This window comes from Gemmatimonadaceae bacterium (assembly GCA_035606695.1).
Classification (GTDB): Bacteria; Gemmatimonadota; Gemmatimonadetes; order Gemmatimonadales; family Gemmatimonadaceae; genus JAQBQB01.
The window spans coordinates 194144-214159 of sequence record DATNEW010000050.1; the positions used below are offsets into that span (position 1 = coordinate 194144).

General features: G+C 64.4%; 19 protein-coding genes. 12 read left to right on the top strand and 7 right to left on the bottom strand.

Going from position 1 to position 20016, the window contains the following annotated elements; translation table 11 throughout:
* Nucleotides 1-17 precede the first annotated feature (17 nt).
* The 3 genes from VN706_25560 to VN706_25570 all read left to right on the top strand — a co-directional run bounded on the left by VN706_25560 (nucleotide 18) and on the right by VN706_25570 (nucleotide 5171).
* A complete protein-coding gene (locus tag VN706_25560) occupies nucleotides 18-521 on the top strand; it encodes a tail fiber protein (protein HXT19020.1) in 504 nt (167 codons plus the stop codon).
* Between the two features lie 182 nt (nucleotides 522-703).
* Nucleotides 704-3922: a beta-propeller fold lactonase family protein gene (locus tag VN706_25565; protein HXT19021.1), complete on the top strand. Its 3219-nt coding sequence runs from the start codon at nucleotides 704-706 to the stop codon at nucleotides 3920-3922.
* A 40-nt stretch (nucleotides 3923-3962) separates the two neighbouring features.
* Nucleotides 3963-5171, top strand: a complete 1209-nt coding sequence (locus VN706_25570; GenBank protein HXT19022.1) for a hypothetical protein — start codon at nucleotides 3963-3965, stop codon at nucleotides 5169-5171.
* 5 nt (nucleotides 5172-5176) lie between these two features.
* Here VN706_25570 and VN706_25575 read toward each other — a convergent pair whose 3' ends face one another.
* The 3 genes from VN706_25575 to msrP all read right to left on the bottom strand — a co-directional run bounded on the left by VN706_25575 (nucleotide 5177) and on the right by msrP (nucleotide 8134).
* A complete protein-coding gene (locus tag VN706_25575; GenBank protein HXT19023.1) occupies nucleotides 5177-6352 on the bottom strand; it encodes a THUMP domain-containing protein in 1176 nt (391 codons plus the stop codon).
* Nucleotides 6353-6444: 92 nt separating this feature from the next.
* Nucleotides 6445-7047 (bottom strand): protein-methionine-sulfoxide reductase heme-binding subunit MsrQ, encoded by a 603-nt coding sequence (locus tag VN706_25580; protein HXT19024.1) that lies wholly within the window; start codon nucleotides 7045-7047, stop codon nucleotides 6445-6447.
* Nucleotides 7048-7207: 160 nt separating this feature from the next.
* A complete protein-coding gene (gene msrP / locus VN706_25585) occupies nucleotides 7208-8134 on the bottom strand; it encodes a protein-methionine-sulfoxide reductase catalytic subunit MsrP (GenBank protein HXT19025.1) in 927 nt (308 codons plus the stop codon).
* A 231-nt stretch (nucleotides 8135-8365) separates the two neighbouring features.
* Here msrP and VN706_25590 point away from each other — a divergent pair, with 231 nt between their 5' ends.
* The 3 genes from VN706_25590 (at nucleotide 8366) to VN706_25600 (ending at nucleotide 11599) form a co-directional block, all read left to right on the top strand.
* Entirely contained in the window at nucleotides 8366-8842 is a 477-nt protein-coding gene (locus VN706_25590) for an Hsp20/alpha crystallin family protein (GenBank protein HXT19026.1), read from the top strand.
* 105 nt (nucleotides 8843-8947) lie between these two features.
* Nucleotides 8948-10450, top strand: a complete 1503-nt coding sequence (locus VN706_25595; protein HXT19027.1) for an ATP-dependent DNA helicase RecQ — start codon at nucleotides 8948-8950, stop codon at nucleotides 10448-10450.
* Between the two features lie 30 nt (nucleotides 10451-10480).
* Nucleotides 10481-11599, top strand: coding sequence for a mechanosensitive ion channel family protein (locus VN706_25600; protein HXT19028.1), 1119 nt, complete (start codon nucleotides 10481-10483; stop codon nucleotides 11597-11599).
* Nucleotides 11600-11639: 40 nt separating this feature from the next.
* Here the strand turns inward: VN706_25600 and VN706_25605 are convergent, their stop codons facing one another.
* Entirely contained in the window at nucleotides 11640-12431 is a 792-nt protein-coding gene (locus tag VN706_25605) for an SDR family oxidoreductase (GenBank protein ID HXT19029.1), read from the bottom strand.
* 11 nt (nucleotides 12432-12442) lie between these two features.
* Nucleotides 12443-12814, bottom strand: coding sequence for a cupin domain-containing protein (locus VN706_25610; GenBank protein HXT19030.1), 372 nt, complete (start codon nucleotides 12812-12814; stop codon nucleotides 12443-12445).
* Nucleotides 12815-13023: 209 nt separating this feature from the next.
* On the opposite strand from VN706_25610, the gene VN706_25615 reads away from it, so the two are divergent.
* The gene (locus VN706_25615; protein HXT19031.1) at nucleotides 13024-13329 is read left to right on the top strand and encodes a hypothetical protein; all 306 of its coding nucleotides are present in this window, start codon (nucleotides 13024-13026) and stop codon (nucleotides 13327-13329) included.
* 65 nt (nucleotides 13330-13394) lie between these two features.
* Here the strand turns inward: VN706_25615 and VN706_25620 are convergent, their stop codons facing one another.
* On the bottom strand, nucleotides 13395-13820 hold the full coding sequence (locus VN706_25620) for an OsmC family peroxiredoxin (GenBank protein ID HXT19032.1): 426 nt from the start codon (nucleotides 13818-13820) through the stop codon (nucleotides 13395-13397).
* Between the two features lie 64 nt (nucleotides 13821-13884).
* Here VN706_25620 and VN706_25625 point away from each other — a divergent pair, with 64 nt between their 5' ends.
* The 3 genes from VN706_25625 to VN706_25635 are packed head-to-tail and all read left to right on the top strand — an operon-like array spanning nucleotide 13885 to nucleotide 16376.
* Nucleotides 13885-14334 (top strand): SufE family protein, encoded by a 450-nt coding sequence (locus tag VN706_25625; protein ID HXT19033.1) that lies wholly within the window; start codon nucleotides 13885-13887, stop codon nucleotides 14332-14334.
* A gap of 1 nt (nucleotide 14335) precedes the next feature.
* Nucleotides 14336-15340 carry an NAD(P)-dependent oxidoreductase gene (locus VN706_25630; GenBank protein HXT19034.1) on the top strand — a complete coding sequence of 335 codons (1005 nt, stop codon included), beginning with the start codon at nucleotides 14336-14338 and terminating at the stop codon, nucleotides 15338-15340.
* On the top strand, nucleotides 15327-16376 hold the full coding sequence (locus VN706_25635) for a dihydrodipicolinate synthase family protein (GenBank protein ID HXT19035.1): 1050 nt from the start codon (nucleotides 15327-15329) through the stop codon (nucleotides 16374-16376). Before VN706_25630 ends, VN706_25635 begins: the two co-directional genes overlap by 14 nt.
* Nucleotides 16377-16555: 179 nt before the next feature.
* Here the strand turns inward: VN706_25635 and VN706_25640 are convergent, their stop codons facing one another.
* Nucleotides 16556-17068, bottom strand: a complete 513-nt coding sequence (locus VN706_25640; GenBank protein ID HXT19036.1) for a hypothetical protein — start codon at nucleotides 17066-17068, stop codon at nucleotides 16556-16558.
* A 167-nt stretch (nucleotides 17069-17235) separates the two neighbouring features.
* Here VN706_25640 and VN706_25645 point away from each other — a divergent pair, with 167 nt between their 5' ends.
* Together VN706_25645 and VN706_25650 are read left to right on the top strand one after the other, a co-directional pair.
* A complete protein-coding gene (locus VN706_25645) occupies nucleotides 17236-17664 on the top strand; it encodes a hypothetical protein (protein HXT19037.1) in 429 nt (142 codons plus the stop codon).
* A 132-nt stretch (nucleotides 17665-17796) separates the two neighbouring features.
* A complete protein-coding gene (locus tag VN706_25650; protein HXT19038.1) occupies nucleotides 17797-20016 on the top strand; it encodes a TonB-dependent receptor in 2220 nt (739 codons plus the stop codon).

Here is a 20016-nt window from a genome sequence, read left to right on the forward strand (position 1 = left end):
AGTGAGTAATCCGTAAAGTGTCCCACTTCGTTGGTGAAATCCGCCGGTTCGCGCGCGGGCTGCCGGAAGACTGGATCTCGTGCGATGGCCGAGTGCTGCCAATCGGGGATCACCAGCCCCTGTTCTCCTTGCTCGGCTGGCGGTTCGGCGGCGACGGACGAACGACGTTCAGCCTTCCCGCAGTCCGCTCGGGGGTTTCGAAGATCGAGTACGGCATCGCATGCAACGGCCTCTATCCAACGAGTGACGACGTCATGCTCGACAACGCATACGTAGGCGAGATCCGGTTGTTCGGCGGTGAGCGTGCACCGGCAGGTTGGCTGCTCTGTGACGGCCGTTCGCTTCCGATCGGCGAGCCGTTTCTCGCCTTGTTCGACGTCATCGGTACCGCCTGGGGCGGCGACGCCGAGCATTTCGCCATTCCGGATCTCCGCGGGATCGAGAGCGATGGCCCTTCAGGAGCAGTCGGCCGGTTGAGCTACATCATCGCCGTCGCGGGCCAGCGGCAGGAAAGGACCTGATGTGCATCGCGATCGCCGTGGGGACCGGGCCAACGGGAAATTTCCCGCGCGGCATCGTGGTGTCCCGCTGATCCGCACTTCATAATTGTCTGCCCGCCGGCACGGAGTTCCTGCTCGCTGGCGCTTCACACTTTCGTCACGGCCGAAAACGAGCGGCCCAAAAAGGGGTTTTGATGCACATCGTGAATGCACGCCGCTTGCTGCGGTTGACGGTTTCGGCCCTCTTGATCGCGGCGGGCTGCTCGAGTGACCACACCTCCGCGCCGTTGCCCGCGCCGACGATCACGTCACTATCGAACAGCACCGGCGTGCAGGGCACGACCACGACGCTGACGCTCGTCGGCGCGAACTTCGTCACTGGCGGAACGACCGTCGCCGTGAGTGGCACGGGCGTCACCGCGTCTTCCGTGAGCGTGGCCAGCGAGAACATGCTGACCGTGACACTGACGATCGCATCGACAGCCGAGTTGGGGGCGCGCAGCCTGACCGTGACGACGAGCGCCGGCACGAGCGGAGCGCAGACGTTCACGATCAATCCGCCTGTCCCCGCGCTGACCGGCGTAACGCCGGCGATCGTCGTTCGCGGCGCGACGACGACGGTGACGCTCACCGGCGGCAACTTCATCTCGGCGAGCTCGACGACGGTCGCCGTGAGCGGCGCCGACATCACGGTGCAAAACACGAAGGTGGTGAGCGCGACGTCCATCACCGCGGATCTCGTGGTGGGATCGAGCGCGGCGCTCGGCGGGCGGACGATCAGCGTGACGACGACCGGCGGTACGAGCGGCACGCAGGGCTTCACGATCAATCCGCCGGCGCCGACGATCGCAAGTCTCAGCGCGAGCGCGGGCGTGACCGGTACGTCGTTCACCCAGACGATCACCGGATCGAACTTCGTCGCGGGTACGAGCGTCGCGGTCAGCGGAAGCGGCGTGTCAGTCTCCAACGTGACCGTGGCGAGCCCCACGTCGATCACGGCGACGTTTACCGTCGCGACCGATGCCGCGGTGGGCAGCCGCGCGGTCACGGTCACGACGTCGGGCGGATCGAGCGGCGCGGCGGCGTTCACCGTGAACCCGCCGGCGCCGACCGCGACCGGCGTCACGCCGGCAATCGGCGTGCTAGGCACGTCCGTCCCGGTCACGATTTCCGGAAGCAACTTCGTGAGCGGCGCGACCAGCGTCTCCGTCAGCGGGACGGGCGTCACCGTCGGTTCATTGTCGGTTACTAATAGTACAACTCTTACAGCCACCCTCGCGATCGACGCCGCCGCCGCGCTGGGCGCACGCACGATCACCGTGACGAACGCGGGCGGTACCACGGCGACGCTGTCATTCACCATCATTCCGCCCACGCCGACCGTCACGACCGTCACGCCATCGGGTGGGTCGCAGCGCACGAGTGTCACCGTCACGCTCGCCGGCACCAACTTCGTGCCTGGCGCGACCGTGAACGTCGACGGCGCGGGCCTCACCGTCGACAGCGTCAACGTGGCGAGCGGTACGTCGATGACGGCACGCATCACGATCGCCGCGTCGGCGGTCGCGGGCGATCACAATCTCACGGTGACGACGAGCGGCGGAACGTCGGCCGCGGTTCCGTTCCGCGTCTTCTCGGTGGTCCCGTTCATCGGGTCGATGAATCCCGTCGCCGCCGCGATCGCGACCGCGGTGGGCGTCAACATCACCGGCGCGAACTTCGTCGCCGGCGGAACATCGGTGAGCGTCAGCGGCACCGGCGTCACCGTGGGCGCGGTCAACGTGACCAGCACCAATTCGCTCGCGGTGACATTCACCGTGAGCGCGACGGCGGATCTCGGCGCGCGCAACGTGACTGTGAGCACGAGCAACGGAACGAGCAACACCGCGACCTTCTCGGTCGTGTCCGTCTTGCCGGTGCTCTCGAGCATTTCACCGGCGAACGGGGCGCAAGGCGGCGTTCAGACGCTCACGCTGACGGGCACGGACTTCGTGCCCGGCGCAACGACGCTGTCGGTGAGCGGCGCGAACGTGACGGCGAACAACGTCAACGTCGCGAGCAGCACGTCGCTCACCGCCGACTTCACCGTGGATGCGGGCGCCGCGCTCGGCTCGCGAGACGTGACGGTGAACACGCGTGGCGGCACGAGCGGCGCGCAATCGTTCAACGTCATCATCGCGCCCTCGATCACGTCGTTCGCCGCGCTCTCGACGCATGTGACGATCGTGCAACCGGTGACGCTCGCGCTGACGGCGGCGAACGCGCCGACGTGCTCGATCAACAACGGCATTGGGTCGGTCGGCTGCACGAGCAGCACGGTGGTCACGCCGGGGACGACGAAGACATTCACGGCGAGCGCGACGAGCGCTGGCGCCACCGTCAATGCGTCGTCGCAAGTATTCGTGAATGAGCCTGGCCGCTGGTTGTATTCCAGTGCGTTCGGCAGCAACCAGGTTCGCATGTGGTCGATCGACCCGACGACCGGCGACATCACCGCGATCGGCGCCGGCACGGCCGGCACGGCCGCGGGCCCGAATGATGTGGCGGTCGATCCGTCGGGCCATTTCGCCTATGCCGCGGACCACACCGCCGGCCGGGTCTCAGAGTGGACGATCGATCAGACGACGGGCGCGCTCACGAACGGAGGCTCTGTCGCCGCGAGCGCGGGCTCGACCTCGCTCGTCGTCGATCCAACGGGACGTTGGGTGTATGTCGTGAACGACGTCTCCGCCGCGAACGGCAGCAGCATCTCGGAATTCTCGATCGGCAGCACCGGAGCGCTCACGGCGATCGGAACGGTGGCGGCCGGCAATCACGCCCAATCCCTCACGGTCGATCCGCTCAGCCGCTACGTCTACGCGACGAATCAGAACGACAACACGATCTCGCTGTACAAGATCAACGCCGACGGGACGCTCGCGGCGAACGGCACGCTTGCCGTTCCGGGCAACCCTCCGTTCACGTCGCAGCCTCGCGGCATCACCGTCGATCCGACCGGCCGCTTCGTGTACGTCACGGAACGCATCCAGAACCGCGTTCACTCGTACTCGATCAACAGCGACGGCACGCTCACGGCGACCGGAATCGCGACTCCCAGCTCGGGCACGATGACGCACGTCGCCGTCGACGCCACTGGCCGGTGGGCATATGTGCCGGACTTGAACAGCGGCATCATTCACACCTTCGCCGTCGATCAGACGACGGGTGTGCTCACGGAGGGCGGGTCGATCGGCACGGCCCAGGGCGTACGTGTCGGCACCGAATGGATCGTGAGCGACCCGCAAGGCAAGTGGGTCTATACGGGCAACGGCATCGACAACAGCGTCTCCATATTCGCGATCAACCAGAGTACCGGTCATTTGACGCTCGTCGCGACGCACGCCGCCGGCTCCAACCCTCAAGGTCTCGCGGTGTCGCGGTAACGATCAAGTCGGCGCGGAACGCCTAACAGCGGGGCTGGTCATGATTAGTCAGGTGATGAAGTCCAAGAAGTACTGGAGCTACTCGACGAAGAAGTTCAATCAGCGCACACGCTACCGCCCGTTGGCTGTCGTGACGCTGACGTCGAATCGCGTGAAGTTCATCAAAGTGCGCTTTGTACGCTTTTATGGAACGCAGAACTCGAACGACCGTCGCTTCGCCAAGGGTTCGATCACGCAGTTGGGCGGCGACACGCAGCCGTCGCAGGAGCGCAACGAGCAGGACATGCAGATCGTTCCGACCACGACGCAGCAACAGCGTGGCGGGCAGGTCGTTCCCGTCACGACGGACCAGTGGCGCTTTCTGTATGATCTCATGGGCCTGAGGACGCTCAATAGCGAGTTCGCACTCAACTTCGGCTACGACATGTCCCTGAAGCCGCGCGACTCGGTTCCGGACATTGGCAGTCCCGACGCGAGGATGATCTGCGACACGTTGAAGTCGCTCGGCCACAGCCGTCTTCACGCCACGTTTTCCGGCGCCGCGATTCCGCGCTACTTCGGCCAGCACTTCTACCAGTGCTCCCGCACCGTTGCGTTCGTGAGCGTCATCGCCGCGAAAACGGGACGGTCACGTGAGGAAATTCTCAAGTTGCTCCGCGATCCCGTCATCTTTCTGACGATCTGGATCATGTGCGTGCCCTACGGCGGCGTGCGCGTGAACTGGCTGGATGTGCCGGATCTCCTGTCAGGCGGCTTTCTCGACGCGCTCGTCACCTACGGCAACGATCCGGTGCGGCTCAAACAGCTGTTGGCGCAGTTGCTGGAATCGTCCGACTCGCTCACGTCGTTCGACGCGCTGACGAGGGTCGGCCATTTTCTCGCCGGGTTCGCCCGGCACTTCCTCGCCATTCTCGACAATGAGTCCATCGTGATGGGCGTCGCCGGGGGCGGCGGGCATCCCTTCGCGACGCCCGAGCACATCAATCTGATGGTCGCGTGTCTGGATAGCATCGGCATCTGGCCCGGCGCGTTCGAGAACGTGGCGAAGTTGTTGAACAACCCGACCACCGTGAATGCGCTCTTCGCCTACCAGCAGAACGGAGACCCGCGCGCGTTGCTCGAGGCAGTCATGCGCATCAAGACGCCCGAAGGCATTCTCGAGTGGATCATGGCGCACCTGCCGGATCCGCTGCGCGCCGGATCACTCGCGATTGGCTACGTGACCGGGACTGAAGGCGTGAAGAAGTAGGAGCGTCAGCGCGTCACGTCCGCCACCGGCGCGACGACGAGCCGCACCGGGATCCCCCCGTTCTTCGTTCGAAACCGTTCCTCGAATTCCAGATCCGCTTGTCGCTCCAGCTGCGTGTCCGCCGAGAGCAGCGCGAGCGCCCACCCCGCCCGCTGCGCGCGAAGCACGTTGCCCAGCTGCGCATACAAGTTTCGTAATCGAACCCGCTCGCCGACGCGCACGCCGTACGGCGGGTTGATCGCGACGAGTCCCGGAGGTTCCGCGGCCGATAACGCCGAGATCGGCTGCACGGCGAACGCGATGTCGCTCGCGACGCGCGCGCGCTCCGCATTGGCCCGCGCCGCATCGATCGCGCCGGCGTCGCGATCGCTCGCTTGAATCGCGACCGGCGATCGCGGCAACTCAGTTTCACGCGCTGCCCGCACGAGCGTCTCCCACCGAGCGGTATCGACGCCCGGCCAATCCAGGAATGTGAATCTCCGTTCACATCCTGGCGCGATGCGCCGTGCGATCCGCGCCCCTTCGATCGCGATCGTGCCGGACCCACACATGGGATCGGTGAGCGCGGTCGTTCCATTCCAGCCGGCGCCGAGCAACACCGCCGCGGCGAGCGTCTCGCGCAATGGCGCCTTCGCGAGCTGCTGCCGATACCCCCGCCTGTGCAGCAGCGCGCCAGACGTATCTACGCTCACCGTTGCCACGTCGTGCGCGAATCGGACGATGAACAGCTGCGACGCCGCGCCGGCGTCGTCATCCTCGCTGCCGCCCTTCTCGACCGTGACGCCCTTCACGGCCGCCGACACCGCGTCGCCCAGCCGCTCTGCGATCGCGCCGGTGTGATACAGCTTCGACTTGCGCGCCGTGACGCGAAATTCCACGCGCGCATTGGGCGAAACGTATTGCTTCCATGGAATCTTCTTCGCGTTGAGCTCGAGCTCGAAGAACGCCTTCGCTCGAAACTCCGCGACGCGCACGATCACGCGTGACGCCGTACGGAGCCAGAGATTCGCGCGCATGACGGATTCCATGTCCCCGCGCCACGCGACGCCGCCTTCGTCGACCTTGCCTCGAATGCCGAGCGCGCGGAGCTCAGCCGCGCAAAGCGGCTCGAGGCCGGGCGCGGTGACCGCGAAAATCGAAAGCTGGCTGGGTGAGATGTGGCGCCGGGCGGGAGTCTTCACCACGACAAGTGTAACGGATGACAAAAGCGCTCACCGTTTCTTGTCGAACCGGCCCTGCGGCGGCGCCGGGCCGGCGCGCAGCGACGACGTGCCTATGCCGCCGCCGATGCGCGCGATCGCGGACGCGATTCTCGAGACGATCGCTGTCGCGCGGAAATAACGCGGTAGGCCAGGAGCAGCGCGAACACGCCCAGGTACACCAGCGGGAAGAAGGTGTCCTTCTTCACCGCCCACAGGTAATGAATGGTTCCGGTGATCGCCGCGACGTACACGAGCCGGTGGAGCTTCGTCCACCGCTTGCCGAGCCGGCGCACCCATCCTCTGGTCGACGTGACCGCGAGCGGCACCATGATCAGCCACGTCGTCATGCCGATCAGGATGTATTTGTGCTTCACGATCTCGTGCCACATGTCGCCCCAGGCGAAGAACCAATCGACGCCGGCCCACATGCTCATATGAACCGTGGCATAAAAAAACGTGAATAGGCCGAGCATGCGGCGGTATTTCTGAAGCCAGTTCCAGCCGAATGCGCGGCGGACCGGCGTGACGCTGAGCGTGATCGCGAGCATGCGCAGCGTCCAGAGCCCGGTCTCGATCTCGAGCTCGCGAATGGGATTCGCGCCGAGTTTGTTCTGCCAGAACTTCCAGGCGATGTACGCGAGGGGGGTCAGGCACAGGGCAAACGGAATGGTCATCCTCGCGACCGACCCTGAGCGCAGCGACGGGGAGGGAGACGAGGAGTTGCTCATGGAAACGCGGGTTTCAACTGCGTGACTCAAAAGCCGATCCTCGTCTCGCTGCGCTCGCGAGGATGACTGTCAGGGCCCTGGCCCCGCTCAGGAGGATGACACGCCACTAAAAGTTCTTCCTCAAATCCATCCCCGCATACATGTGCGCCACCTGATCCGCGTAGCCGTTGAACATGAGCGTCTTGATCCGCCGGAACTGCCCGATCCGCCGCTCGCTCGCCTGCGTCCAGCGCGGATGATCGACCTCGGGATTCACGTTCGCGTAAAAGCCGTACTCGTCCGCGTTCGCGATCTGCCACGTGTTCTTCGGCTGATCCGCCACGAATGAGATTTTCGTGATCGCCTTGATGCCTTTGAAGCCGTACTTCCACGGCACGATGAGCCGGAACGGCGCGCCATCCTGATTCGGCAACGGCTTTCCATAGAGTCCCGTGACCATCAGCGTCAACGGATGCATCGCTTCGTCCATGCGCAGCCCCTCGACGTATGGCCACTGCAGGATCGGCTCGCGCTGCCCGGGCATCTGATCCGGTGCATAAATAGTCTCAAAACGTACATATTTCGCGCTCGGCAACGGCTCGAACGTTTTGATCATCTCGCCCAGCGGCACGCCCTGCCAGGGTATGACCATCGACCACGCTTCGACGCAGCGGAAGCGATAGGTCCGATCCTCGACCTTGTACGGCTTGAGCAGATCTTCCAGGTGATAGTCGCCCTTCTTCTTCACGAGACCGTCGACTTTCACCGTCCACGGCTTGGTGCGGAACTTCTGGGCGTTCGCCGCCGGATCTTCCTTGTCGGTGCCGAACTCGTAGTAGTTGTTGTAATGCGTGATCTCATCGTACGTGTTCGGCTTCTCGTCCTGCCGCGCGTCGCGGTCGCGCGCGGGAGCGATCGCGTGGATCAAGCGGCCCGAGCCCATGAGCCCGGCGGTGACCACACCCGCCGCCGCCAGAAACTTTCGGCGATTCAGGTACTGCTCTTCGGTCGTGATCTCGGACGATTTGATGTCGTCGGGCTTTTTGATGAGCATCGATGCCTCGTAGTCGTGTCATCCTGAACACAGCAATGGATGACGTGAAAAATACTGCCATTTCGAACAACGTCCCGGGTCCCGGTTTGCCGATGTGATCGACCGCCCCCCGCGACGTTTGCCACTTTGGCGCACCCGACTGGGCACACGCGCTGCCTTCTCTGATACCCCGCCACCGTGGATCGGCGGCGATCTCATGACACAAACACAGGAGAACAGGAGCAACCGAACATGCTGACCAACCGCAACGCCAACAGCCTCAACTCCACGCTCGATCGCATGCTCACCCTCAACCGCGCGATCGACCAGGCCCTCTCGACCAACTGGACCGGCGATGCCCGCGTCTGGGTTCCGGCCGTCGACGTCGTCGAGAAGAAAGACGCCTATGTGATGTACGCCGAGCTGCCTGGTGTGGATGCGTCCAGGGTCGACATCAGCTTCGAGCAGAACGTGCTCGTCATTCGCGGCACCAAGCCGTCGCCGCTCGATCCCTCCAAGCAAGGCGAGCTCCGCGTCTACGCCGCCGAGCGCGTGTTCGGCGCGTTCGAGCGTGCCATTCGCCTGCCGGAGTTCGTGGACGGCGAGCAGATCAGTGCCGACTTCGCGAACGGTCTCCTCACGGTCACCGTCCCGAAGGCCCATGCGGCGCAGCCGCGCAAGATCGAGATCCGCGGTACCGATGCGCAGACGCACGTCTCGAACAACTAAGCCGTCGTAGAGAAGCGGCGATAATGTGACGACGCCGGTGTCCATTGTGACTCGGCGTCGCCACGCGCTTCGCTCACGGTCCGTTTCGTGCCTTTCTATTGAGCGATGCCTACGTCGCTCAAGACCAAAGCGCGTCACGTCCTCGTCGACCGCTTTGGTCATAAGGATTTCCAGAAAGGTCAGTGGGAGCCGATCGACGCCGTCCTAGGCGGCGAGGACGCGCTCGTCGTCATGCCCACCGGCAGCGGCAAATCGCTCGTGTATCAGCTGCCCGCGCTGATGCTGCCGGGACTCACGGTTGTCGTGAGTCCCCTGATCGCGCTCATGAAAGACCAGCAGGACAAGCTCGCGGCACACGGCGTCGACGCACTCGCGATGCACTCGCACTTGACCGATGCCGAAGCGCGCGATCTCGCGCAGCGCGTCGGCGACGGCGGCGGTGAAATCCTCTACCTCACGCCGGAGCGATTCAAGGATCGCGAATTCTTCGAGCGGCTGCTCACTCGCACCGTGAGCTTGTTCGTGATCGACGAAGCGCACTGCGTGAGCCAGTGGGGACACGACTTCCGGCCGGACTACCTCACACTCGGCTCCGTGGTCAAGCGCCTGGGGCGGCCGCCGATTCTTGCGCTCACCGCGACGGCGACGCAGGAAGTGCGCGACGACATCGCGCGACAACTGGGCATGAAGGATCCGCACGTCACCGTCACGGGATTCGCGCGGCCGAATCTGCGCTTCGAGGTCAAGCGCACGGTCAATCAAGCGATGAAGGATGCGGCGCTCGAGCAGGTGCTGCGCGAAAGTCCGGGCGTAGGTGTCATCTATGTCGCGACGGTGCGTGAGGCCGAGCGGCTGCATGAACATTTTTCGCCGCATTTTCCGATCGGACTTTATCACGGAAAGCTGAACGGTCCGGAGCGCAAGGAGACGCAGGATCGCTTCATGCGCGACGAGTTCAAGGCGATCATCGCGACGAACGCGTTCGGACTGGGCATCGACAAGCGCGACATTCGCTTCGTGGTGCACTACCATTTTCCGGGATCGGTCGAGGCGTACTATCAGGAGGCGGGCCGCGCCGGGCGCGACGGACTCCCCGCGACGTGTACGCTCTTTTACCGCGTCGAAGACAGCCGGGTGCAGTCATACTTCCTGGGCGGCAAGTATCCCGATGTGGAAGAGGCGGCGAAGGTTGCCATCGTGTTGGAGCAGGTGCCGCTGGGCGAGACCGCGCTCATCGACGAGCTCGCGGAAAAATCCGGTGTCGCACGGCGCAAAGCGCGCATCGTCCTCGTGCTGCTCAAGCGGCATGGGCTCGTGCGCGAGTATCGCGGCGGCAGCTGGGAGCGTCTCCAGAACCGCCTGACGCAGGTCGATCTGAGCGCCGACCTCACCGACTACGAAGAGCGGCGCGTGCAGGATCGCGCGAAGCTGCGCTCGATGATCAACTACTGTCAGAGCGCGCAGTGCCGCACGCGTTTCATTCTCGACTACTTCGGCGAGGACGTGGAACCGGCGTGGCAGTGCTGCACCTGCGATGCGTGCGACGGCGACTTGGTCGTCAAACGCCGCCGTGTCTCCGCCGAGATGGAAGCGGCTGCAGCGCTGTAGTTCGGTCGAGATAGATTGTAGGGCATGATCGTGCCCGCACCTGTTGCCGATTTGCTCGATCGGCAATTCCTCAGCAATTCGCTGCGCGCGTGGTTGACCGCCGGCCTGACGACGGCCGTGGTGTTGCTCGTCGCCCTCGTGGTGCGACGCGTGCTGATCTCACGCATTGGAGCGCTCGCGTCGCGCACGACGAATCAGATCGACGACCTGATCGTCGATCTGCTGAAGGGAACGCGCACGTGGGTGCTCGTTGCGCTCGCGGTGTTGACCGGCATTTCGAGTCTGTCGCTGCACGGACGGATCGCGCCGCTGATTCCGCCCCTCACGAAGCTGATTCTCCTCTGGCAGCTCGCCCTCTGGTCCGTGGCGGCGATCGCGTTCTGGGTCGAGCTCCATCTCAAGCGTCGCACGGGCACGCACGACCGCACGAGCGTGGCGATGATCACGGCGATGGGCGTCGGCGCCAAGGTCGTGATCTGGCTGCTGATCTTCATCACCGCGTTGAAATCGGTGTTCAGCGTGGAGATCACACCGCTCATCACGGGCCTGGGTGTCAGCGGGATCGCGATCGCGCTGGCGGTGCAGAACATTCTTGGCGACTTGCTCGCCGCGCTGGCGATCGTGTTCGACAAGCCGTTCGACGTCGGCGACAACATCGGCGTCGACAACATCAATGGCATCGTCGAGCACATCGGACTCAAGACGACGCGCATTCGCAGCGTGACCGGTGAGCAGATCATCATCGGCAACAGCGATGTGCTCAAATCGCGGCTCAGAAACTATCGCCGCATGTTCCAGCGGCGGGCCACGTTCAATCTCGATGTGCCGTTCGACACGTCCACCGACGTGCTCGAGCGGCTGCCGACGGTGCTCGAGCAAATCGTGACGGCGCAGAAGCCGGTGCGCTTCGACCGCAGTCACGTGGCGAGCTTCACCGAGTCGGGCATCCGCCTCGAGACGGTGTACTACGTGCTCGATCCCGAGTACAACGTGTACATGAACATTCAGCAGGCGATCAACCTCGAGATTCTGCGCCGCTTCAACGCGGACCAGCTCAAGTTTGCGCTGCCGAGCCGAACGGTGTTCCATCACGGGCCGGGCGCGAAGGACCTGGCTGTTGGAGCGCAACCACAGGGTGGGGGCAGTTAGGCCCGCGGCGCTGCGCGCGCGGGCCTCACCTCGATCGCGGCTATAACAGCGCGCGAATCCATCCCCCATCGACCGCGATCGACTGTCCAGTTATGTAGCTCGCCCGCTCCGACGCCAGAAACGCCGCCAGTGCCGCGAACTCACGCGGCTCACCCAGCCGGCGCATCGGGATCTCGCGCTCGAACCGGCCGAGAATGTCCTGCGAGGCGAGCCCCTCCTTCGCGGCGTTTGCGGCCGCCAACTGCTCGACGCGCTCGGTTCGTGTGTAGCCAGGAAGGATGTTGTTCACCGTCACACCGTCGATCGCGACTTCGTTGGCCAACGTGCGCGCAAACCCGGTCACGGCGGAGCGCACGCTGTTCGACAGCATCAGGTTTTCCACCGGTTGTTTCACGGCGATCGACGTCACGTTGATCACGCGGCCCCACTTTCGTTCGCGCATGCCCGGCAGCATGGCGCGCGTCAGCTCGACCGTGCTGCGAAGCGTGAGATTCACCGCCTGCTGCCAGACGTCCCAGTCATGCTTCTCGAACGGTCCGGCCGGTGGCCCGCCGGCATTGTTGACGAGAATGTCGACGTGGCCAAACGCTTCTCGCGCCGCAGCGGCGACACGTTCGATTCCCGCTGCCTCGGAGAGATCGGCGACGACTGAGTGAACGTCGGCGTCGGTTGCGTCGGCAATCTCCTTTCGCGCGGCGTCGAGTGTATCGGCGCCCCGTGCGCAGATGACGAGTCGCACTCCTTCGCGCGCCAGCTCATCGGCGATCGCGCGGCCAAGGCCGCGGCTGGCCGCGGCGACGACGGCGGTCTTTCCGCGTAGCCCCAGGTCCATGCGGGCTTCGCCTATTTCCGGAGGTACGCGTCGGTCTTGTTCAACCAGTCCTGGCGCGGCGGATCGAAAATGTCCACGTCCAGCGTGTCCACGACGGCTTCGGCCTTGTGCGGAACGTTCGACGGAATGTGCAGCACCTCGCCCGCCTTGACGTGCACGATCTGCGATTCGTCATCGCCGATCCAGAATTTCAGCTCGCCCTCGAGGATATACGTAATCTGTTCATTCTCGTGGGAATGCTTCGGGACGATGCAGCCTTTCTTGAGGTACACGTGCGCGAGCATCATGCGATCGCCGGTGATGAGCCGCCGGTCGAGCATCGGCGAGACCTGTTCCTTGGGCATCTCATCCCACGAATAGTGCGTGACTGAAGGGGTAGCCATGAGAATTGTGAAACGGTGAAAACGGTGAAAACGGTGAAATCGGGGAGCGGGGGGAGAGCGGTGAGCGCGATGTTTCGTGTGGTGAACGGAGGAGTAAGCCTGCGGCGGCGGGCGGCACTATTCAAGTGCGCCGGAGATTGCCGTCACCAGTCGTAATTCTTCCCCGCTGCCCTTGACTCGCATGACGCCGCGGTAAACATTCGTGCATCATGATGATGGTCCATGACTCGAGCCCCGGCCCCGGCTCGCTGTCCGACGCGACAATTCAGGCCGTGCGCTCCGCGCTGAACGCGTACGTCAGCGCGCCGGGGAGCGGTGAAGGTCTCGGGCGCGCGCTGCACGCCATGGCCGCTGAAGCCCGCGAGCAGTCGATGCTGCCGGAACAGCTGCTCGTCGTGCTCAAGGACATCTGGTACTCGTTGCCCATCGTCCGCTCGATCAAGGAGCCGAACGAGCACGTGCGCCTGCTGCAGCGCGTCGTCACGATGTGCATCAAGGAGTACTACGCCGACTGAGCGCGGCGAAGACGATCGGCAGTCAGTACGCTAGCCGACCGTCTTCGAGAAACGCTTCACGTTTCTCACGACGACAACGTGGCCGCCAATTGAATGTCCACGCCCTTGAGCGCCTTCGAGACGGGACAGCCGTCCTTCGTCTCTTTCGCGATCCGCTGGAACGTCGCGTCGTCGAGATTCCGAACGCTCGCGCGCACGGTGAGTTGCATCTTCGTGATCCCGAACCCATCGCCGACCTTGTCGATCGTGCAATCGGCTTTCGTCTCCACGCTCGTCGCCGGCGTGCCGTTGCGCTCGAGCCCCGCGCTCAGCGCCATGCTGTAGCACGCAGCCTCCGCCGCCGCGAGCAACTCCTCTGGATTCGACCCCGTTCCGCTCTCGAATCGCGAGCTGAAGTTGTATTGACCGCCCAAACCGGTTTGACCGGTGAACGATCCGCGGCCGTTCTTCAATCCGCCTTCCCATTTCGCGCTCGCGCTGCGTGTCGGCATGTGCTGCTCCTTGCGGAAGTGTGCGTGACTTGACGCGGCCTCACGCTCACACTTGAATGCGACCATGAGCGAGGCAACGTCATCGGGAGAGCTCCCTCGGACCATCGCACGCGTGATCGAACGCTTTCGTGCAATGAGCCGTGAGGAAAAAATGCAGGCTCTGGTGCACTACTCCAAGAAGCTCGAGCCACTGCCCGACCGGTTTCGTGACGTCGAGCGGGGCAGTTTCTCGGTGCCCGAGTGCCAAACGCGCGTCGACCTCTTCCCGGAATATCGCGACGGCAAGATGCACTTTTATGCCGACCTCAACATCAGGCAATCGCCGACCATCGCCGCGTTTCTCGCCATTCTCTTCTCGGCGATCAACGAGCAGGACCCGGCCACGACGCTGGCCATTCCCAACGACTTCGTGCACCAGATCATGGAAGGCATTGGTTTGTCGGGTCGCGAAGTCGGACTGAACGCGATGGTCGGCCGCATCAAACGCTACGCTCAGAACGCAGCCGCGGCGTGAGATGACCGAAGCGGAGCTCGACGACCTCCTCTCGACGCCGCGCGCGGAAACAACCGCCGCGCTGAACGCGTGCCCCGGTGATATCGTCATCCTGGGCGCGGGCGGAAAGATGGGGCCGACACTCGCGAAAATGGTGCGGCGTGCAGCGCGCTACGATCGCCGTGTGATCGCCGTGTCCCGTTGGTCGTCGCGCGACGCCGAGCGTCAACTCAACGACGCGGGCGTCGAGACGATCGCCTGCGATTTGCTCGACCGCGCCGACGTCGCAACGCTGCCTCGTGCGCCGAACGTGATTTTCATGGCGGGACAAAAATTTGGCACCGCGGGCGCGCCGGCGACGACGTGGGCGATGAACACGCTGGTTCCCGATTATTGCGCCGAGCACTATCGCGATGCGCGCATCGTCGCGTTCTCCACCGGCAACGTGTATCCGCTCACGCCGGTGGCGTCGGGCGGCGCGCGAGAATCCGACGCGACGGGGCCGATCGGCGAATACGCCATGTCATGTCTCGGCCGCGAGCGCGTGTTCGAGTGGTACGCCGAGCGTCGCGGCACGCGCGTCTCGATCGTGCGATTGAACTACGCCATCGATCTGCGATATGGCGTGCTCGTCGATCTCGCGCTTCGCGTCTTTCGCGGCGAGCCGGTGCCCCTCGAGATGGGGTACGTCAACGTCATCTGGCAGGGCGATGCGAATCGGATCGCGATCGAATGCTTGGCGAAGACGGCGACGCCGCCGTTCGTCGTCAATGTCACGGGCGGCGAGTTGCTCAGCGTTCGCGCGCTTGCGGAAAAATTCGCCGAACACCTTGGAAAGGCGGCAACGTTCACTGGCGCCGAGCGACCCGATGCACTCGTGAGCAACACGTCGCGCATGCGCGACAATTTCTCGGCGCCGGAGGTCAGCGTCGAGCGAATGATCGATTGGGTCGCGGATTGGGTAAAGAACGGCGGTTCGTTGCTAGGCAAACCCACCAAGTTCGAGGCACGCGATGGAAAGTTTTGACGCCGCTGTCTCGAGCCCGAGCATCCGCGAGCATCTCCGCGCTGGACAGGTCATTCCGGCGCATCCGCTCGCGCTGGACGAACACCGCCGGCTCGACGAGGCACGCCAGCGCGGACTCACGCGGTACTACATCGAAGCCGGCGCCGGCGGCTTGGCGGTCGGCGTGCACACGACACAGTTCGCCATTCGAGATCCCGACATCGGATTGTTTCGGCCGGTGCTCGAAATCGCGATGGACGAAGCGCGATCGCAGCTCGCTGATTCACCGCGTCCGTTCGCGATGATCGCCGGCGTCGTCGGACACACGGCGCAGGCCACCACCGAAGCGCAGATCGCGCGCGAGCTCCAATACGACGCGGCCTTGCTCAGCCTGGGGGCGTGGCGCGACCAGAGTGAAGATCGCATTCTCGAACACTGCCGCACCATTGCCGAGATCATTCCGCTGTTCGGGTTCTACTTGCAGCCGGCGGTGGGCGGACGCGTGCTATCGCATCGTTTCTGGCGCGAGTTCGCTGAGATCGCGAACGTGTGGGCGATCAAGATCGCGCCATTCAATCGTTATCAAACGATCGACGTCGTGCGCGCGGTGGTCGAGGCGGGACGCGATGACATCGCGCTCTACACCGGCAACGACGACAACATCGTCGCCGACTTGTTGACGCCGTTTCCGATCGCGGTCGGTGGAACGACCGTCTTGCGATGGATCGACGGCGGCTTGCTCGGACAGTGGGCGGTGTGGACGCGCGCCGCGGTGTCGCTGCTCGCGGCGATCAAGGAAGCGCGCGTCACCGGCGAGTACGAGCCGTCGCTGCTCTCGTATGGTGCCGCACTCACGGACGCCAACGCCGTCGTGTTCGATGCGACGCACGCATTTCGGGGATGCATCCCTGGCATTCACGAAGTCTTACGGCGACAGGGGCTGATGGATGGGATCTGGTGTCTGGATCCGGAGGAGACGTTGTCGCCGGGACAGGCCGAGGAGATCTCGCGGGTGGAACGAAGTTATCCCGAGGTGACGGACGACGATCTGACGTGAGCGTCTGTGCGCCGCGTCCCAAGCCGGTGCGCATAACAACACTATAACAACGACCAGATCAGACAAAATCTGACACGATCTGTAAAGGCGGACACCGCTGCGTCGGGCGGTATCATCTCGCCCATGACGTTACGGTTCTTGTCAGATCTTGTCAGATCTGGTCAGATCTGGTCGTTGTTCTAAGCAGTGGTTCGCGGCAAACCTTCCTGGAAATAACGCTGGGTCCAGGCCAGGCTCGCCGGCTGCTCGAACTTCTGCCGCCACGTCCGCGCATCGGTGATCGTCGTATCGAACACCGGTGTCTCGCCCTTCACGTGACCGCGCTTCACATGCTCGACGAACTCTTCCCGCGTCGCGGTCTCGATGCCGGCATCGCCACGATAGAACACGCGGCCGCCGCCGATGAGCTGCGCGCCGATCTCGCGTTGCAGCTCCTGAAACGTGCGAAACAGCCCGTCGATCGAGCAGCCCGACGCGTTCTCCGCGGTCACGTCCACGCCAATCGCCAGGAAACGATCGTCGCGCCACTCGCGCGCACATCGCAGCGGAACGCCATGCGCCTTCCACTCGCCAAGAAAACGATCGACCTCCGCGAGCATGGTGTCAGCAGGCGCTCCGCGGAGCGCGCGATCGCTGGCAAAGACCCAGATGCGCGCGGAATCAGGCAAGGATACAAAGGGAACCATCGGCATGCCCGAATAATAAGACCGGGATCGGAATCGGCGGATGTGCTGAATCGTCCATAGTCCGAGAGCGGCAAACGGCCGTATCTCCATTCCGTGCGTGTCGGAAGGCCTTCGTTCGGGCATCGCCACGTGTCCTCTGGAACGAATCCGCGAATCAGGCCATTTTACAGGTAATGCGTCGTACACCGTGGTTCCGCGCGCTCGCCAGCCTGCTGGCGTTCTGGCTCCCGCTCGTTGCGGGCGAGCCGGGTGTGCTGCAGCCGTGTCCGATGCACGGCGCCGGTCACGCCATCGCCGCGTCGATGCACGGCTCGATGCACGGCTCGATGCACATGACGAGCTCGGCGGCGGCCATGCATGCGCATCACGCGTCACACCACGCGAGCTCGAACACGAAGCAACCCGGACACAACCACCACGACTGCACCTGCATCGACTGCTGCGCGGTCGGCGGAGCTCTCCTTCGTGCGCCGGATGCGCCGCGCGTCGAGATCGCAACGCTGATCGACGCCCCGCTGCGCTCGGTCCCGAGCGTCGAGTCGCTTGCGCGGCCCGCGCCGGAATTCGCCCGGCCCTACACCACCGGACCGCCGCGCGCCTAGCGCGGCGCTCCCTCGCACATCCCGACCGCGCGATGGCCCTCATGGCCGTCGCCGTCCTGCGTGAGGTCGCGCCAAGTCACTCGCCGACCCTCGAGGCCAACAATGGTCTCGATTACACGCAGACACCTGGCAATGCACAACAATATCAGAACTCTAACACGCCGCCTCCGCGGGTGTGTGCCTGTGATGGGCGCGCTGCTCGCGGCGTCGTCACGCCTGCTCGCCCAGGCGCCCACCCGCCCGAGCGATTCGACGAAAGCCACGCTCGGCCCCGTCGTCGTCTCCGCCACGCGCGCAACGACGACGCTCGACCGCGTTCCGCTCCACGCTACTGTCATCGGCCGCGCCGAGATCATGCAGTCGCCCGCACGGACGCTGGATCAGCTGCTGCGCGACATCCCGGGCATGAACATCCCCGGCGCGCCATACTACACAACCGACCCCACCGGCCAGCAAACCAAGTTGCGCGGCGTCACCAACAGCAAAGTATTGATGCTCGTCGACGGCGTGCCGATTCACGATCCGTTCTACAGCACCACGCAGTGGTTCAAGGTGCCGCTCTCGGCGATCGAGCGCATCGAGGTTCTTCGCGGCGGCTCGTCGAGCGTGTGGGGCAACCTCGCGGTCGCGGGCGTCGTCAACATCGTCACCCGCAAGCCCATCGACAACAGCGCGCAGGCGGACATCAGCTATCAGTCGTTCAATACGACGAATGCCGCCGTCGCCAAGAACTTCGCGTTGGGCGGTGTATGGGGCATTCGTGTTTCGGGCGATGTGTTGCGAACCGACGGCTATCAAACGACTCCCGATGCATTCCTCTCGACGGTGCCGGGCAAAGGCCCGTCGTCGGCGAAGAATGGCAACGCACAGGTCGCCGTGTACTACACGCCCGCCGGGTCGTTCAGCGGATTCTTCCGCGCCGGCTATCACGAGCAGAACGAGGATGTCGGCGGCTACCGCTTCGGGACGAACCTCCAGAAGAGTCCGGACGCCGCGGCCGGCTTCACCCGGTATCTCGGCGAGAACACGCGCGCCGAGGTGCGCGCGTGGGGCCAGTATGAGAGTTTTGATAAGTCGAATGGCGCGGGCTGTTATCTGGCCGCGGCGGCGAATTGCAACACCACCGCGACGACCGCCCCGCTCGTGCAGTACGCGAACTCGCGCGACGACAATCCGTATCGCGAGCTCGGCGCGTCGGCGACGCTGGCGACGACGGATCTCGGCGCGAGCGTTCCGAACCTCGAGGCCGGCGCTGACTTCCGCACCGTCGGCGGCGAAGATCGCGCAATCACGTACAATCGGCCGACCACCGCCGACGTCGCGAGCGCGACGATCAATCGCACCAACTTCGGCCGAGGCACGCAGCGCTTCTTCGGCGGTTTCGCGCAACTGAAGGTGACGCCGACGCCTCGCCTCGAGACGACGTGGAGCTTGCGATACGATTATTGGACGAACACCGGCGGCGTGTCACAGATGACGAAGTTTGCCAACGGCGTCGCGGGAACGACCTTGGGCGGTGCGGTCCACGACTCGCATGAAGGTTCGCTCAACCCGAGCCTTGCGGCCCGGTTCGAGGTCACGAGCGCGCTGTCGCTGCGCGGGGCCGCGTACCGCGCCTTTCGCGCGCCGGGACTCAACAATCTCTATCGCAGCTTTTCGTCGACGACGTCGATCACGATCGCCAACCCCGGCTTGCGTCCCGAGACGCTGACGGGCGCTGAAGTCGGCGCGGACTATCGGCTGCGGAATGTCACGCTTGGAGCGACGGCGTTTCAGTACAACACCAGCGACCTGATCGCGTCATACAAGATTCCGAATGCCGCCGCGGCGCCTGAGGCGGTCACCGCGATTTGCGGAACGACGCTGGCCAACTGTCCCGCATCGGTGAACTTCAACACGAACGGACAGGACGCGATCTCGCGGGGCCTCGAGCTGACCGGAAAGTGGCGTGTCGCATCGGCGGTCAGCGTCGACGGCAGCTACACCTACACCGACAGCCATTATTCGTCCACGACCACGGGCGACCCGACGAACGCCCAGCTCGGCGCCGTGCCGGCGAACACGGCGACGCTCGGAGCGAGCTGGCAGCCAACGCGCCGGTGGACCGCCTTCGCCGGCGCGCGCTTCAATGGGGACATGTTCCTCGACGTCAATCACACCATCCATCAAGCGGCGTTCACGCTGTTCGACGCGAGCACGTCGTATCGCGCGAACGACCGCTTCGAGATCTACGGCTCGATCACGAACCTCACTGGCGCCCGGTACGCCGACAACGCCACCACCAGCGCGGCGGGGCAGCTCCTCGGCCTCGGCCGCGCGCTCACGAGCGGCATTCGTTACCGGTTCTGGTAA